We start from the raw sequence: 15,630 nt of genomic DNA on the forward strand, positions 1-15,630 counted from the left end.
TTACCTGTTGAGCTGCAGTGGTGGGGAGGTGGGAAGGGCATTGCGATAGGCGTCGCGGCGAGCGCGGCCGGCTTCGATGCGCCAGGCGGAAATACTGTCGGACGGGCCTTGGTAACGCAGGCTGTGATCGCGCATGTTGATGCGCTTGCCGGTGTTGCCGTCGGCGAGCACCAGGTCGACCGGCTGGCCGCTGGTTTCGTCGATCATTTCGACGTTCGAGCCGTTGGGCGAGAAGTGCTTGCTGCCCCACTTCATCAGCGTCAGCACCACGGGGCGGAAGTCGCGACCGCTGTCGGTGAGCACGTAGTCGTAGCGCGGCGGCTTGTCGCTGTAGGGCCGGCGTTCGACCAGTCCGGACTCGATCAGACCGTTGAGCCGACGAGTCAGGGTGTTGGAAGCGATGCCCAGGCTTTTCTGAAATTCGTCGAAGCGGCTCAGCCCATAGGACATGTCGCGCAGGATCAGAATGTTCCACCAGTCGCCCACGTGTTCCAGGCTGTGGGCAATCGGGCAGGGCATGTCGGCGAAGCTTTTCTTTTTCATGACCGGGATCTCCAGAGCGATGGCTGCTGAGAAATTATGGTTGTAATCTAATGGAGTGACTTTCATTGTGCAAGTCACTATTTAAGGCGAAGTGATAGGCGGTGTGGCCATGATCAGACTGACCAGAGGGCCGATGAGGCTTTTGTTGGAGGCCTGTGGGTGGGGCTACACTGCGGGACTCGTCACTGGAGATCGCACATGAGCACAGCGCCTTACGCTGTAGAAACCCTGACCCGCGCCCAAGTCGATGCCCTGGCGGGCGCCAGCGTCATCGAGTTCGGCACCAATTGGTGCGGCCACTGCAACGCCGCGCAACCTTTGATCGGCGAGGTGATCGCCGAGTACCCGCAGGTGCGTCGCCTGAAAATCGAGGACGGCAGCGGACGGCGACTGGGGCGTTCGTTCGGGGTCAAGTTATGGCCGACACTGGTGTTCATACGCGACGGCCAGGAAGTGGCGCGACTGGTGCGGCCAAGCAAGGTCAGCTACATCGAAGAGGCATTCGAAGTGCTGGTGCAGCAGGGCTGAGCTGGGTTGGATACGGATGGCTGGCTATAGGAGTGAGCTTGCTCGGGATCTGCCGCAAGCGGCAGTCAATCCTGAACATGCCGTACAACTGATGGACCTCGCCGCTTGGTTTCAGGGCCGCTTCGCAGTCCATCGCGGTCGTCGTCACCTCCGAACGCGCCTACGCCCTGCGGGCAGCAGCAGAGCAGCTCCTAACGCCGCAAATACGCCGCGAAGTCGATATCCCCTGCGCTGAGGATCGCCTGCACCCGGTTGTGCACGTTGAGCTTGCGCAATATGGCCGAGACGTGGGCTTTGACCGTGGTTTCCGCGATAGTCAGGCTGAAGGCGATCTGTTTGTTCGAGTCGCCCTTGGTCATGCGCTCGAGCACCAGCAACTGCTTGCGGGTGAGGGCCTGGAGCAGCTCGGGTGGGAAGTGCGGGGCGTCGTTGCCACTGCGTCGTGAGCTGGTTTTCTGGCTGCGAATGATGTCCGAGGGCAGGTAGACGCTGCCGTTGAGAATCTGCTCGATGGCCTCGGTCATCTGCTTGCGTGGCGAAGACTTGGTAATGAAACCCACCGCACCGTAAGTGATCGCCTGCAACACCACTTGCTTGTCCTGCTCGGCAGAAACAATCACCACCGGGATGGTCGGCGCTTCGTTGCGCAGGTTGATCAGCCCGTTGAGCCCGTGCATGCCTGGCATGTTCAGGTCCAGCAGGATCAGGTCCAGATCCTCATGGCTTTGAGTCAGCGCCAGGGCACTGTCCAGGTCGGCGGTTTCCATGACTTCAGTGCCGGGGAAACCGTCGCTGATGACGTTGTGAATGGCTTCGCGGAACAGCGGGTGATCGTCGGCAATCAGAATCTTGTACATGGTTTTTCACCTTTTTATTGTGTGGTTGCCGTTCAGCGCAAGGGTTCGGGTTGGGCAGGTTCCACCGGCAGCCCGGCGGCTTGCCAGGCGTCCAGGCCGTCACGGTACCAGTACAAATGACTGTAGCCGAGCGCACCCGCACGTTTGACCGCATTCCAGCTCAGCCAGCAATCGGCGCGGCAATAGAAGACCAGCGGCACGTCCTGGCGCCCGTCGCTGACAAGCCGCAGGTTCTGCGACAGGTACTCTGCCCACACGGGCGCCAGCTCGCCGTCGCCGGTATTGGCCAGCCAGTGGCTGCCGGGCAGGTTGGCATGGGGTTCGTCTTCGATGAAACGCCCTTGCAGCCACTGTCTGCGATAGACATCAATCAGCACCGGCGCGGGCGTGTGCTTGAGCAGGGCCTGCAGCTGCTCGGTGCCGATGATCTGCGCACCGTCTATCTGCTCGGGGGTCGGGCTGCGATACAGGCTGATTCGGTACCCCTGGGCGTTGAACAAAGGCGTGTCGGGGTTTGAGGGGGCGGTCTGTGCCGCGCAAAACGCGGTCGAGCCCAATGTGAGGGCCAGCAGGCAGGAGCAGAGCAGCGCGCGGGGCATGTCAGGAATTCCTTTCTTCTTATGCCCTGCATTACAAGCCAGTCCCGCTGCTTTGTGAATGCGACCATAGAGAGGAAAACCGGTACTAAAGTCGTAATTTCGTTGCGGTTGATGCTGGCCGTAGGCCGGAATCAAAAACACGCTGCCTTCAGGTTGCCTTGCGCACCGCCGCATGCTGAGGATTGAAAGTTAGCACCGCCAGCCATGCGAACAGCAGCGTTAAGCCCAGGCACACCAACAGTGCCAGGGGATTGAGCCGTTCATACAGGGCGTAACGCACCAGCTCCACGGCATGGCTGAACGGGTTGGCCGCGCACAGCCAGTACAGCCACTCGCTGGCCTCGCGCATCTTCCACAATGGGTAGAGCGCCGAGGACATGAAGAACAGCGGGAAGATCACGAAGTTCATGACCCCGGCAAAGTTCTCCAGCTGACGAATAGCGTTGGACAGCAGCAGGCCCAGGGCACTGAGCATCAACGCCACCAGCAGCAATGCAGGCAGGGCAAGCAACAGCCCCCATGCGGGTGGCTGCACCCCGTAGATCCACGCCACCGCAAGAAACGCATAGACCTGCAGCAGGGAGATCAACGAAGTCGCCAGCAGCTTGCTCAGCAGCAGAAAGGTGCGGGGCAGGGGGCTGGTCAGCAGCACGCGCATGCTGCCCATTTCCCGGTCATAGACCATCGACAGCGAACCCTGCATGCCGTTGAACAGCAGGATCATGCAGGCCAGCCCCGGAATGATGTACACCTCATAGGGGATGTAGGTGTCGTAGGGCTCGATGATGGCGATGCCCAATGCGGCGCGAAAGCCGGCGGCGAACACCAGCAACCACAGCAACGGCCGCACCAGTGCGCTGAGAAACCGCGTGCGTTGCAATACGAAACGCAGCCACTCGCGCAGCACGATGCCACTCAAACACTGCCAGTACGCGCTCATCGCAGGCTCCCTGCAGCCGCCGTCAGTTGCGTGAATGCCCGGTCCAGGCCGCCGCCGTGTTCGGCGCTGACCTGATGCGCCTGCCCGCTGGCGACCAGACGGCCCTGATGCAGAATCAGCAAATCGTCATCGCTGTGCACTTCGTCGAGCAGATGCGTGGTCCACAGCACGCTGATGCCCTGGTCACGGCACAGGCTGCGCACGTGCTGGTTGAGTGCCAGACGACTGGCCGGATCGAGCCCCACGCTGGCCTCGTCGAGCAACAACAGGCGCGGCTGGTGCAACAGTGCCCTGGCGATTTCCACCCGTCGACGATGCCCGCCATTGAGTTCGCGCACCCGCTCGCGGCGGCGTTCGGTCAGGTCCTGACGCGCCAGTTCCTGCTCCACTCGCTGGTCGACGTCACGCCGGGCCAGACCGTGCAGCGCGGCGTGATAGCGCAGGTTCTGCTCCACGCTCAAATCCAGGTCCAGGGTGCTCTGCTGGAACACCACACCCAGCTGCCGCAGGGCCGGGCGCGGTGACTGGCGCAGCGAGTGGCTGCCGATACGGATCTCGCCTTGTTGCAGGTCATACAGCCGCGTGAGCAAGGCGATCAGTGTGGATTTGCCAGCACCATTGGGCCCCAGCAGTGCCGCAAAACGGCCCGGTTGCAGGGCAAACGACACCTGCCGCAACGCCTCCCGCGCGCCGTAGGCGAAGCTCAGTTCATTGACCCGTAAGGCGCTCATGGCGCCACCACCACACCCCAGGGGTAACGCCCGACCTTGACCGACTTGAGCACTTTGAGGCTGGCGACATCGATCACCGAGACGTCGCCGCTGACCCCGTTGGTGGCCAGCAACTGGCTCTGGTCGGGGCTGAATGCCAGTTGCCACACCCGCCGCCCCACCAGCAGATAGTCGAGCACTTCCAGGGTTTTCGCATCGATCACCGCCACATGGTTGGCCGGTCCCAGGGCCACGAACGCGTACTTGCCGTCGTCGCTGATCTTGATGCCCACCGGCTGTACCTTGTCCGGGTGTACGCCTTTGATGGCGAATTTGAGCGTCTTGAGAATCTTGCGACTGGCGACATCGATCACGCTGACCGTGCCGCCGATTTCCGCCGACGACCAGAGTTGCGAACCGTCCTTGTTGAACTCGACAAAGCGCGGTCGCTGATCGACCAGGGTGTTGTCTGCCAGGGTCTGGGTGCTGGTGTCGATCCAGTGCAGCATGTTGGTGGTCTCGCTGGTGTTGACCGCCCACTTGCCGTCGGGGCTGACCGCCATGCCTTCGGGCTCGACGCCAACGTCGACCTGGGCCAGCACCTTGGAGGTTTCGGTGTCGATCACGGTCACCAGCGAGTCGTCTTCGTTGGAGACGTACAGCCAGCGGTTGTTGGGGTGCAAGGCGAACTGCTCGGGGTCTTTGCCGGAAGGCAACTCCTTGATGATCTTGCGCGTGGCGACGTCCATCACCTGCACCCGGTCCGAGTCGCTGGCGCAGATGTACAGCAGCTTGTTGTCGTGGGACAGCAGCAGGCCGCGCGGGCGCATGCCCACCGGCAGGGTCTGGGTGACCTGCAAGGTGTCCATGTCGATCAGGCTCAAGTTGTTGTCTTTCTCGTTGGAGACAAAGGCGGTAGCGGCCAGGCTTTGCCCCGCGACGATCAGCAAGGCAGTGGCTATCAGAGTGCGGCGCATGGTGCGGTCCTTGTTGTTATGGGTTCTGCAGTGATGTGTCTTGCTGCGTTGGATTGATGCTTCAGAAACTGCAACTGACTTCCGGCTTGTCGTAGCCCAGGCTGTCGAGTTCGGTGCCCGGATGCAGAAAACCTTCCTGCGGCGAGGTGGACACCAGCGCGCGCGGCTGCACCAGCGCAATGGGCTGGCGCAGCTGGCCGTTCCACGCGCGATAGCTGAGTTTGCTGCCCTTGAAGCCGTCCAGCGGCAGGTTGTCGCCCAACTCCAGTTCGCGGATCTGCATGGCGTCAGTGCCGCGCAAGCGGGTGACCGCGCTGGCGATGCTGCGCACGGCCATCCAGGCGGCGAAGTCACGGTCGTTCATCCAGCGCCCGGCAGCCGCCTCGAAGCGCTTTTGCAGTTGCGCCGCGCCATAGGTCTCGATCGTTTTGTGCCAGCCGGTGGGGGTCAGGCCCTGGGTGCCGGCCACCGGGCGCGGGTACCAGGTCTGGTAGGGCACGTACTCGCCAAAGTCGCCGCGCTCATCGGCCACCAACACCACATCGTATTCGGCGGTCTGGGTGAACAGCGGCATGTCGGCCTGGGCGCTGCGTCGCTGGTCGTTATCAAAGGTGAAAACTTTCTCCGCCACGACGGTATGGCCGAAGCGTTTCGCTGCCCGCCGCAGGGCATTGGCATACGCCTGGTCGTCGGGGGTCTGGCCGACGATCAGCAGCCAGCGGGTCCAGCGCCTCACTGTCAGGTACTGAGCCAGGGCGTCGGCCAGCATCGCGCGGCTGGGCAGGGTGTGCAGCACGTTATGCAGGCAGGCGCTGCTGCGCAGGCTGTCATCCGCGCTGCCGGCATTGAACAGCAGGCTGTCGGGCATCGCCGCGCTGAGCTGGCGCAGGCTGTCGACCGGCGCATTGACCACGAACAGGCGCAGCCCCTGTTCGTGCTGCGCCCTGGCTTGCTCGAGCAGCGCTTTGGGACTGTCGGCATTGGCGCTGGTCAGGCTGTAGCTGTGCTTGAGAAAACGCCCCGTGCTGTTGCTGTCGACAATCGCCAGCTGGGCACCGGGCAGGCCGGCGTCCCTGGGCTCGGGGATGACGTTGGACAGGATCGGCCCGGTGTCGGGGATGTACGCCAGATAGCCGATGCGCACCTGCAACGGGTCATCGGCCGCCGTGGCCAGCAACGACCAGGCAGCGAGGACAAGGCAAAGCAATCGATGAGCGAGGGGCTGGCGCATGAGGCACTCCATACAGGTGCAGCCAGCATAGAAATGCGCGCGGGACGGGGAAATATGCAGATGGTACGGGTCTGCCAGTACCAAGGTAGTAAGGCGCGGCCACCAAAGCAGCATTCGGCGGGGCGGCTGCCGTTCTTAAGATGAGCACAGGCTTTTGCATGCTCGCTTGAGGACATAACAATGACAACAAAAAACCGGATCCAGCCCCAGACCCGATGCCGTCATCAGAAACAGACCTTGCTGATCGGCGCATTGATGCTGTGCGGGTTGCTTGTCAGTAACCTGGCCCAGGCCCATGGCGATGTGGTGCCCCACGCGGTCGCCACTGACGGCCTGCAACAGCTGGGGCCTGAATGGCGGACGGAAAACCCCTATCGCGAATCCCCCGACCACGACAAGGCGCTGGAGATCGGCAAGTCTGCCTACACCCAGAACTGCGCTGCGTGCCATGGCCTGGAAGCCATTTCCGGCGGCATCGCGCCGGACCTGCGGCATCTGGATGCCGGCACCGCCGGCGATGAATGGTTCGTCGAGCGCGTGCGCAACGGCGCAGTCAGGGATGGCCGGGTGTACATGCCGAAGATGGCCGACTACCTGAGCCAGGAGGCGTTGTGGGCGGTGCGCACGTATCTGGACAGCGTCTACACCGAGGAATGATCGGTATGCGTGCCATCGCCGTGCTATTGAGTGCGCTCGGTTGTTGGCTGGGGCTGATGATGTTCCAGCCGGCCAGCGCCCAGGTTCGCAACTTCGACAGCATCATCGCCGCGGGGGTGATCAAGGTCGCGGTGTATCAGGACTTCCCGCCTTACAGCTTTCAGGTCGACGGCCAGTCTCGCGGGGTCGATGTCGAGCTCGCCACTGCCTTGGCCAAGGCGCTGGGGGTGCGGCTGGAGTTGATGTGGGCGCCACCGGGGGAGAAGCTCGATGACGACCTGCGTGATCTGATCTGGCGCGGCAATCAGCTGCGCGGTCAGCAACTGGCCGACCTGATGATGCGCGTGCCCTACGACAAGGACTACACGCAAAAGCGCAACGACGTTGGTGAGCTGGAAAACGATCATGTGGTGATGTTCGGGCCGTACCAGACCGAACGCTGGCAGGTGGCATTCGATCGCCGCCGCCTGGATGCCGTACCCAGTGTCGCGATCTTTGCCAAGCACCCCATCGGAGTCGAGGTCGACAGCGTGCCCTCGTTCTACCTGACCTCGATCTTCAACGGTGAGTTTGGCCCCAGCACTCATCATTTTCCAACGGTAAGCCAGGCCTTTGCCGCGATGCACGAGGGCCAGGTGGATGCGGTAATGGCCATGCGCGGCGAGGTCGACTGGCAGTTGCATCAGGCTCATGACGAACAATGGGCAATGGCTGAAAACGCCTACCCGAACATGGGCCGGCAAACCTGGGAAATCGGCATGGCGGTGCACGAAAGCAATCGGCAACTGGCGTATGCCGTGGAGGACGCGCTGGAGACCCTGATTCGCGAGGGGCAGGTGCAGCGCATCTATGCCGCGTACGGGATGCGTTACGACGTGCCGGAGATGTATCAGTGAAACGCCGGCGCGGCACGGGAGCATGGCTGGCCATGTTCCTTTGCCTGGCTGGCACGGCGCAGGCCGACCCTGGCAAGGATCCGGTCACCTCGGTGATGTGGGGCTACTACCAGCACAAATTCCTCAACGATCAACCGTACGTATTCGATGACAGGGTCATCCTCAACGCGCCGCCATTCGCCGAAGATGCCCGGCAGGTTCCTATCGAAATCGACGCGCGGGCCTACAAGGGCCAGGTGGTACGCATCCTGGCCTGGGCCGAACTCAATCCGTTGCCGCAGATCGTCGACTTTCAACCGATCGAGCGGGTGTTACCGTGGCTGGCGATCCGCATCCGAATCGAGCAGGCAACGCCGCTGCGCGCCGCCGTTCTGACCCGCGACGGCCTGTGGCATATCGGCTCGACCAGTATCGAGGCGGCTGGCGGCGGCTGCACGGCGCCCAGTGTGGTGCGCACCCAGCCGGGTTGGGAGGAACACATCGGTGAAGTGTTGGCAGGACGCTATCCGCGCACCGGCTTCAGCCGCCTGCGCTTGCAGATCGCGCACCCGATGGACAACGGCATGGTCAGCGGCATCCCCGAGTTCTACCTGAATCAGGCGCAACTCAAGGACGACAACGGCAAGCTGCTGGCGAGCCTTGAACTGTTCCCGGCAGTCAGCGAGAACCCGGTGCTGGGGTTCGACATCGAAGGCCAAGGCGCGACCCGGTTGTGGTTGCGTGATATCAGCGGCAATCAGTTCAGTGCGGCGGTCAAATGACAAGGGTCATGCTCATGCGTCTGCTGCTGGTTTTGCTGTGCTTGAGTGCCGGTGACTCTGCCTTCGCCGATTTCGACTACCAGCTGCAACCCCGGCAGATCGCCGACAACACCTACCTGCTGGAAGGCAGCACCGAAAACTTCGCCAGGAGCAACGGCGGCAATATCGTCAACACTGGTTTTATCGTCACCGACAGTGGCGTGGTGGTGATCGATACCGGGCCCTCGCGCCGCTATGGCGAGGCGTTGCGCAAGGTCATCGCAACGGTCACCGACAAGCCCGTGATCCAGGTGTTCCTGACCCATCATCATCCCGACCACGTCCTCGGCAATCAGGCCTTCGCCGACGTACCGATTGCCGCGCTGGCAGGCACCACGGCGTTGATGCGCAGGCACGGCGACACGCTGGCCGAGAACATGTACCGGATGGTCGGCGACTGGATGCGCGGCACCGAGACGCTGTTGCCGACCCAGGCTGTGCAGGCAGGGACGTTGCAGATAGGCGGGCATGCCCTGCGACTGCTGGCGCTGTCGGGCCATACCGGCGCGGATCTGGCGATTCTCGATGAGCAGACCGGGGTGCTGTTCGCCGGCGACATTGTGTTCTATCAGCGCGCCCTGACCACCCCCAACAGCCCTGGGCTGCAGGTGTGGCTGGCGGACCTCGACACCCTGCAGGCTGTGCCATGGAGACTCCTGGTGCCGGGCCACGGTCCGGTGGCGAGCGATGCACAGCCCTTCGAACAGATGCGCGACTACCTGGGCTGGCTCGACGGCGTACTGCGCGACGGCGCGGCCCAGGGCGCGGACATGGCCGAACTGATCCGCAGCCCGATCCCTGAGCGATTCGCCGGCATCAGCCTGACGCGCTACGAGCTGATCCGCAGCGTCAGCCATTTGTATCCGGCCTATGAACGAGCGCAGATGGTGCGCGCCGATGTCAGTCCCTGAGCTCAACCCCTCTTGGCAGAGACAGGTCTGGCACGGGTGGAGAATCTGCTGTGGATGCTGGGCGTAGCCCGTGGGCGTCCGGCTTGCGGACGATCTGGCGCGAACCGGCAGCAAACCTTGAGGATGCGTTGTTTCTGGTGTCACCGAGTGCGCTGATTTTGCTGCCGGTTCCCGGCAGATCGCCGGCAAGCCAGGCTCCCACGGCCTGTGGCCAGAATCGACAGCCATTGGTGCGCCTTGCGGGCAGAGACAGGTCTGGCATGGGTGGAGAATCTGCTGGGGATGCTGGGCGTAGCCCGTGGGCGTCCGGCAAGCCAGGCTCCCACGGCCTGCGGCCAGAATCGACAGCCATCGGTGCTCCTCCAGACGTCAACACATGCATTGCTTGCTCCGCTTACGAGCACCTACCAAAGAACTAGAAACCTCCACACTGCGAGCAATTGTTACCGGGCGCCTGTGCACTAACAATCGCCTTGATCGGGACATTCTCCCGAGGCAAAGACAACAACAATAAACCGCAGAGGCAGCCGTCATGATTCAACCCGCACGTCGCCATTCATTTGCTCTTGGCCTGCTGGTCAGCGCCATGCTGCTGTCCGGCACCGCCCTGGCCGCCGTGACCGATGAGGAAATCCTCCAGGACCCGAAGAACCCCAACCAGATCGTCACCAACGGCCTGGGCGTGCAGGGTCAGCGCTTCAGTCCGCTGGATACCATCAACACCCAGAACATCAAGGATCTGCGCCCGGTCTGGGCGTTCTCGTTCGGCGGCGAGAAGCAGCGCGGTCAGCAGGCGCAGCCGATGGTCAAGGACGGCATCATGTACCTCACCGGCTCCTATTCCCGGGTGTTTGCGGTGGATGCACGGACCGGGAAGAAGCTCTGGCAATACGACGCGCGCCTGCCCGATGACATCCGTCCCTGCTGTGACGTGATCAACCGCGGCGTGGCGCTGTACGGCGATCTGGTCTACTTCGGGACCCTGGACGCCAAGCTGGTAGCGCTGAACAAGGACACCGGCAAGGTGGTATGGAGCAAGCAGGTCGCCGACCACAAGGCCGGGTATTCGATCAGCGCAGCGCCAATGATCGTCAACGGCAAGCTGATCACCGGCGTGGCGGGCGGTGAGTTCGGCGTGGTGGGCAAGGTCGAGGCCTATGACCCGAAAAACGGTACGCTGCTGTGGTCGCGTCCCACCGTCGAAGGCAACATGGGCTACGTCTACAAGGACGGCCAGGCGGTGGAAAACGGTATCTCGGGCGGGGAGGCCAACAAGACCTGGCCGGGTGACCTGTGGAAGACCGGCGGCGCTGCGCCTTGGCTCGGCGGCTACTACGACCCGAGCAACAATCAGATCCTGATCGGCACCGGCAACCCCTCGCCGTGGAACTCGCACATGCGCCCGGGCGACAACCTGTACTCCTCGTCGCGACTGTCGCTGAACCCGGACGATGGCACCATCAAATGGCACTTTCAGAGCACGCCCCACGATGGCTGGGACTACGACGGCGTCAACGAACTGATCTCCTTCGACTATGAGGAAAACGGCAAGACCATCCAGGCCGCAGCCACGGCCGATCGCAATGGCTTTTTCTACGTACTCAATCGCAAGGATGGCAAGTTCATCCGCGGCTTCCCGTTCGCCGACAAGATCACCTGGGCCAGTGGCCTGGACAAGGATGGCCGGCCGATCTACAACGAAGCCAGCCGCCCCGGTGCGCCTGAGGGTGAAACCAAAGGCACGTCTGCGTTTGTCGCGCCGGCGTTCCTCGGCGCCAAGAACTGGATGCCCATGGCCTACAGCCCGGACACCGGCCTGTTCTACGTGCCCGGCAACGAATGGGGCATGGACATCTGGAACGAGGGCATCGCCTACAAGAAAGGCGCTGCATTCCTCGGCGCCGGATTCACCATCAGGCCGCTGAACGAGGACTACATTGGCGTGCTGCGCGCCATCGACCCGAAGACTGGCAAGGAAGTCTGGCGCCACAAGAACTACGCGCCGCTGTGGGGCGGGGTGCTGGCAACCAAGGGCAACCTGGTGTTCACCGGCACGCCTGAAGGCTTCCTGCAGGCGTTCAACGCCAAGACCGGCGAGAAAGTCTGGGAATTCCAGACCGGCTCCGGCGTGCTGGGTTCGCCCGTGACCTGGGAAATGGACGGCGAGCAGTACGTCTCGGTGCTGTCAGGCTGGGGCGGGGCAGTGCCGTTGTGGGGTGGCGAAGTGGCCAAGCGGGTCAAGGACTTCAATCAGGGCGGGATGCTCTGGACCTTCAAACTGCCCAAGGAACTGGTGACCAAGCGCTGACCTGCGCGGGGTGACCGTCCAATGATCGTTCCCACGCTCCGGCGTGGGGATGACCAAAATATCTCAACCTATTCGCCGCCTGCCCATCATTGTCCTGTGCTGCTATAGGCCTGCGGTGTCTGGGCCGGCTTGATCTTAAGTCCCCCCGATCGTTGTGTGCCGCGTTGCTACCATCACCTGCACCAATCGGTCCCAAAGTAGTATTCGCCTCTAAGCGCCCCCATGCGCTAATACCTGTGCCGAACCCATTCGGCACAACCTGCGGTACAACACGAGGAACGACCCATGTGGAAAAAACCTGCGTTCACCGATCTGCGCATTGGCTTTGAAGTGACCATGTACTTCGCCAGCCGTTAATGGGCACTCCCGGTCGATCAACGGATTGACCGGGTTCATCTTCCTGCACGCAGACCTTCGCCATGAGCCGACACCGTCAGTCGTTGGTCTTATTGCATTACCCCGCAGATGCTCTAGGCTGGCGCTCATTGTCTAATAACAACAAGAATGCGCCTGATATGAGCCAGAGCCTTAACCAGCTGCGTAAATTCGTGTCCCCGGAAATCATTTTCGGTGCGGGCAGCCGGCACAGCGTCGGCAACTACGCCAAGACCTTCGGTGCGCGCAAGGTCCTGGTGGTCAGCGACCCCGGTGTGATCGCCGCCGGCTGGGTCGCCGACGTCGAAGCCAGCCTGCTGGCCCAGGGCCTTGACTACTTCATCTACAGCAACGTCTCGCCCAACCCGCGGGTCGAAGAGGTCATGCTCGGCGCCGAGCTCTATCGCGAGCATCATTGTGACGTGATCGTGGCGGTGGGCGGTGGCAGCCCCATGGACTGCGGCAAAGGCATCGGCATCGCCGTCGCCCACGGGCGCAACATTCTGGAGTTCGAAGGCGTCGACACCATCCGCGTGCCAAGCCCGCCGTTGATCCTGATTCCGACCACCGCCGGCACTTCGGCCGATGTGTCGCAGTTCGTGATCATTTCCGATCAGCAGGAACGCATGAAGTTTTCCATCGTCAGCAAGGCGGTGGTGCCGGACGTCTCGTTGATCGACCCGGAAACCACCCTGAGCATGGACCCCTTCCTGTCGGCCTGTACCGGCATCGATGCGCTGGTGCATGCCATCGAGGCCTTCGTCTCCACCGGCCACGGGCCCTTGACCGACCCACACGCGCTGGAAGCCATGCGCCTGATCAACGGCAACCTGGTGCAGATGATCGCCAACCCTGCCGACATTGCCCTGCGGGAAAAAATCATGCTGGGCAGCATGCAGGCCGGGCTTGCATTCTCCAACGCGATCCTCGGCGCCGTGCATGCCATGTCGCACAGCCTGGGCGGTTTTCTCGACCTGCCCCATGGCCTGTGCAACGCGGTGCTGGTCGAACACGTGGTGGCCTTCAATTACACCTCGGCGCCGGATCGCTTCAAGGTCATTGCCCAAACCCTGGGCATCGACTGCCGTGGCCTGAATCATGTGGCGATCAGCAAACGCCTGGTGGAGCACCTGATCGCCCTCAAGCATCAGGTGGGGTTCCACGAGACCCTTGGCCTGCACGGTGTGAGCATGGCCGACATCCCGTTTCTCTCGCAGCACGCCATGGGCGATCCGTGCATCCTCACCAACCCGCGGGTTTCCAGCCAGCGCGATGTCGAAGTGGTCTATGGCGAAGCCCTCTGACACGCAGCAAGGCGCACTGACCGCGCTGCTCGGGCTGGGCAACCACTCGACCCGCAAGAGTCATTACCCGGAACTGACCCTGCGCCTGGCTGAGCTGGAGACGGAGCGCAACCGCTATAAATGGCTGTTCGAAAACGCCGTGCATGGGATTTTCCAGGCCAGCCTGCACGAAGGTTTGCGCGCCACCAATCCGGCCCTGGCGCGGATGCTTGGCTACCGAGACGAGCGCGAAGTGCTGTCGTCTCTCGATGATCTGGCCAGCACGCTGTTCATCGGGGGGCGGGTGGAGATGAATGCCATTGCCCAGGTGTTGCAGCGCGAGCGCAGCCTGCAAGGCTATGAGACCCGCTTGCGGCGCAAGGACGGCAGTTATCTGGATGTGTTGATGAACCTGCTGCTCAAGCCCGGTGAAGACGGGCTGTTCGAAGGTTTCGTCGCCGACATCACCGAGCGCAAACTGGCCCAGCAACGCCTGCAAGAGCTCAACGACGAGCTGGAATTGCGGGTCGCGGCGCGCACCGACGAGTTGCTCGATGCCAACTGCAACCTGCAACAGCAGATCGCCCAGCGCGAGCAGATCGAACATGACCTGCGCGAGGCACGGGATGCCGCCGAGGCCGCCAACCACAGCAAGGACAAATACCTGGCCGCCGCCAGCCATGACCTGTTGCAGCCGCTGAACGCTGCGCGGTTATTGATTTCAACCCTGCGCGAACGCACGTTGCCGGTCGCCGAGCAGACCCTGGTCGAACGCACCCATCAGGCCCTGGAAGGCGCGGAGGATCTGCTCACTGACCTGCTCGACATCGCCAAGCTCGACCGCGCCTCGATTCAGCCCGACATCGATCTGTACCGCCTTGATGAAGTGCTTGGGCCATTGGTATCGGAATTCCAGTCCGTGGCGGCAGCAGCCGGCCTGGCTTTGCGCGCGCGAGTCGGCCAGTTCGCCATCCGCACCGATCTGCGGCTGCTGACGCGCATCCTGCGTAACTTCCTCAGCAACGCCTGCCGTTACACCGAGCACGGCAGCATTCTGCTGGGCGCGCGCAAGCGGGGCGACAGCTTGCGCATCGAGGTCTGGGACACCGGTCGCGGTATCGCCGAAGAGCGTCTGGACTCGATTTTTCTGGAGTTCAATCAGCTGGACGTCGGACGTGCCGCCGACCGCAAGGGGGTAGGGCTGGGACTGGCGATCGTCGAACGCATCGGGCGCATTCTGGGCAGTCGCATCCAGGTGCGTTCGCAGCCGGGTAGAGGCTCGGTGTTTGCCATCGATGTGCCGTTGTCGGCGCAGATGCCGGTGCCCATCAGCGTCGTCACCCAGCAGCTGCCGGGCGCCGGTAATCCATTGCCCGGCCGCCGCCTGCTGGTGCTGGACAACGAAACCAGCATCCTCGAGAGCATGGCCGCCTTGCTCGGCCAGTGGGGCTGCGAGGTGCTGATCGCCACCGATCAGGCATCCTGCTACAGCGTTCTGCAGGAGCGTGCGCCGGAGATGATCCTGTTCGACTTCCACCTGGACCACGGTGTGCTCGGCTGCGAAGTGGTGGCCCACATCCGCGAACATTTCGCCACGGACATCCCCTGCGTCATGATCACCGCCGACCGTACTGATCTGTGCCGCCGCTCACTGCAAAAACTCAACGCACCGCTGCTGAACAAACCGGTCAAGCCGGGGAAATTGCGAGCGGTGGTGAGTCAGTTGCTGGGCTGAGGTCAACGATCAGTTCGAGCGTTCGACATCGTTGTTTTTGACTTTGGTGCCGGCGATGGCCTGGGCGTGTTCCTGCTGTTGTTGATAATGCGCCATCGCTACCTGGCGGGCCTGATCCATGCGCTCGGCCACCTTATCGCCGCCGTCTTCGGCCATGGCAGCAACCGATGCAGTCATCAGGGTCACGATCAGAAGGGTCTTGATAGATTTCATGGGTGTGTCTCCAGTGTTCGGGGAAGGTCAGCCGCTGTATCAGCGGGTTTGTCGTGAGTACGGGGCC

At 62.6% G+C, this 15,630-nt stretch carries 17 protein-coding genes; 9 read left to right on the forward strand and 8 right to left on the reverse strand.

Annotated features, from left to right (window positions below):
* Positions 1–543 (reverse strand): winged helix-turn-helix transcriptional regulator, encoded by a 543-nt coding sequence (locus ACI2KS_RS15055; RefSeq protein ID WP_404621496.1) that lies wholly within the window; start codon positions 541–543, stop codon positions 1–3.
* A gap of 198 nt (positions 544–741) precedes the next feature.
* On the opposite strand from ACI2KS_RS15055, the gene ACI2KS_RS15060 reads away from it, so the two are divergent.
* Complete coding sequence (locus ACI2KS_RS15060; protein WP_404621498.1) at positions 742–1,071, forward strand: thioredoxin family protein; 330 nt, start codon at positions 742–744, stop codon at positions 1,069–1,071.
* A 191-nt stretch (positions 1,072–1,262) separates the two neighbouring features.
* Here ACI2KS_RS15060 and ACI2KS_RS15065 read toward each other — a convergent pair whose 3' ends face one another.
* From ACI2KS_RS15065 to ACI2KS_RS15090, 6 genes are all read right to left on the reverse strand, one after another.
* The gene (locus tag ACI2KS_RS15065; protein WP_404621500.1) at positions 1,263–1,928 is read right to left on the reverse strand and encodes a response regulator; all 666 of its coding nucleotides are present in this window, start codon (positions 1,926–1,928) and stop codon (positions 1,263–1,265) included.
* Positions 1,929–1,960: 32 nt separating this feature from the next.
* Entirely contained in the window at positions 1,961–2,527 is a 567-nt protein-coding gene (locus tag ACI2KS_RS15070) for a PQQ-dependent catabolism-associated CXXCW motif protein (RefSeq protein ID WP_404621502.1), read from the reverse strand.
* Between the two features lie 148 nt (positions 2,528–2,675).
* The gene (locus tag ACI2KS_RS15075; RefSeq protein ID WP_404621504.1) at positions 2,676–3,467 is read right to left on the reverse strand and encodes an ABC transporter permease; all 792 of its coding nucleotides are present in this window, start codon (positions 3,465–3,467) and stop codon (positions 2,676–2,678) included.
* The gene (locus ACI2KS_RS15080; protein ID WP_404621506.1) at positions 3,464–4,198 is read right to left on the reverse strand and encodes an ATP-binding cassette domain-containing protein; all 735 of its coding nucleotides are present in this window, start codon (positions 4,196–4,198) and stop codon (positions 3,464–3,466) included. The genes ACI2KS_RS15075 and ACI2KS_RS15080 overlap by 4 nt, the downstream gene beginning before the upstream one ends.
* Entirely contained in the window at positions 4,195–5,154 is a 960-nt protein-coding gene (locus tag ACI2KS_RS15085) for a YVTN family beta-propeller repeat protein (RefSeq protein WP_404621508.1), read from the reverse strand. The genes ACI2KS_RS15080 and ACI2KS_RS15085 overlap by 4 nt, the downstream gene beginning before the upstream one ends.
* A 61-nt stretch (positions 5,155–5,215) precedes the next feature.
* Positions 5,216–6,385, reverse strand: a complete 1,170-nt coding sequence (locus ACI2KS_RS15090; protein WP_404621510.1) for an ABC transporter substrate-binding protein — start codon at positions 6,383–6,385, stop codon at positions 5,216–5,218.
* A 180-nt stretch (positions 6,386–6,565) separates the two neighbouring features.
* Between ACI2KS_RS15090 and pedF the strand changes: the two genes are divergently transcribed.
* The 8 genes from pedF (at position 6,566) to ACI2KS_RS15130 (ending at position 15,350) form a co-directional block, all read left to right on the forward strand.
* On the forward strand, positions 6,566–7,042 hold the full coding sequence (gene pedF / locus ACI2KS_RS15095; protein ID WP_404621512.1) for a cytochrome c-550 PedF: 477 nt from the start codon (positions 6,566–6,568) through the stop codon (positions 7,040–7,042).
* Positions 7,043–7,047: 5 nt separating this feature from the next.
* Positions 7,048–7,938: a substrate-binding periplasmic protein gene (locus ACI2KS_RS15100; protein ID WP_404621514.1), complete on the forward strand. Its 891-nt coding sequence runs from the start codon at positions 7,048–7,050 to the stop codon at positions 7,936–7,938.
* 32 nt (positions 7,939–7,970) lie between these two features.
* Positions 7,971–8,699 carry a quinoprotein dehydrogenase-associated SoxYZ-like carrier gene (locus ACI2KS_RS15105; RefSeq protein WP_404621643.1) on the forward strand — a complete coding sequence of 243 codons (729 nt, stop codon included), beginning with the start codon at positions 7,971–7,973 and terminating at the stop codon, positions 8,697–8,699.
* Positions 8,700–8,713: 14 nt separating this feature from the next.
* Complete coding sequence (locus tag ACI2KS_RS15110) at positions 8,714–9,649, forward strand: quinoprotein relay system zinc metallohydrolase 1 (protein WP_404621644.1); 936 nt, start codon at positions 8,714–8,716, stop codon at positions 9,647–9,649.
* A gap of 532 nt (positions 9,650–10,181) precedes the next feature.
* Positions 10,182–11,957: a PQQ-dependent methanol/ethanol family dehydrogenase gene (locus ACI2KS_RS15115; protein ID WP_404621516.1), complete on the forward strand. Its 1,776-nt coding sequence runs from the start codon at positions 10,182–10,184 to the stop codon at positions 11,955–11,957.
* A 285-nt stretch (positions 11,958–12,242) separates the two neighbouring features.
* Positions 12,243–12,314 carry a pyrroloquinoline quinone precursor peptide PqqA gene (pqqA, locus tag ACI2KS_RS15120; protein WP_020289857.1) on the forward strand — a complete coding sequence of 24 codons (72 nt, stop codon included), beginning with the start codon at positions 12,243–12,245 and terminating at the stop codon, positions 12,312–12,314.
* 158 nt (positions 12,315–12,472) lie between these two features.
* On the forward strand, positions 12,473–13,636 hold the full coding sequence (gene ercA / locus ACI2KS_RS15125) for an alcohol dehydrogenase-like regulatory protein ErcA (protein WP_404621518.1): 1,164 nt from the start codon (positions 12,473–12,475) through the stop codon (positions 13,634–13,636).
* Entirely contained in the window at positions 13,620–15,350 is a 1,731-nt protein-coding gene (locus ACI2KS_RS15130; RefSeq protein WP_404621519.1) for a NahK/ErcS family hybrid sensor histidine kinase/response regulator, read from the forward strand. The genes ercA and ACI2KS_RS15130 overlap by 17 nt, the downstream gene beginning before the upstream one ends.
* Before the next feature lie 9 nt (positions 15,351–15,359).
* Here the strand turns inward: ACI2KS_RS15130 and ACI2KS_RS15135 are convergent, their stop codons facing one another.
* Entirely contained in the window at positions 15,360–15,563 is a 204-nt protein-coding gene (locus ACI2KS_RS15135) for a co-regulatory protein PtrA N-terminal domain-containing protein (RefSeq protein WP_404621521.1), read from the reverse strand.
* Positions 15,564–15,630 lie beyond the last annotated feature (67 nt).

Source organism: Pseudomonas sp. NPDC087358 (assembly GCF_044900785.1).
GTDB lineage: Bacteria > Pseudomonadota > Gammaproteobacteria > Pseudomonadales > Pseudomonadaceae > Aquipseudomonas.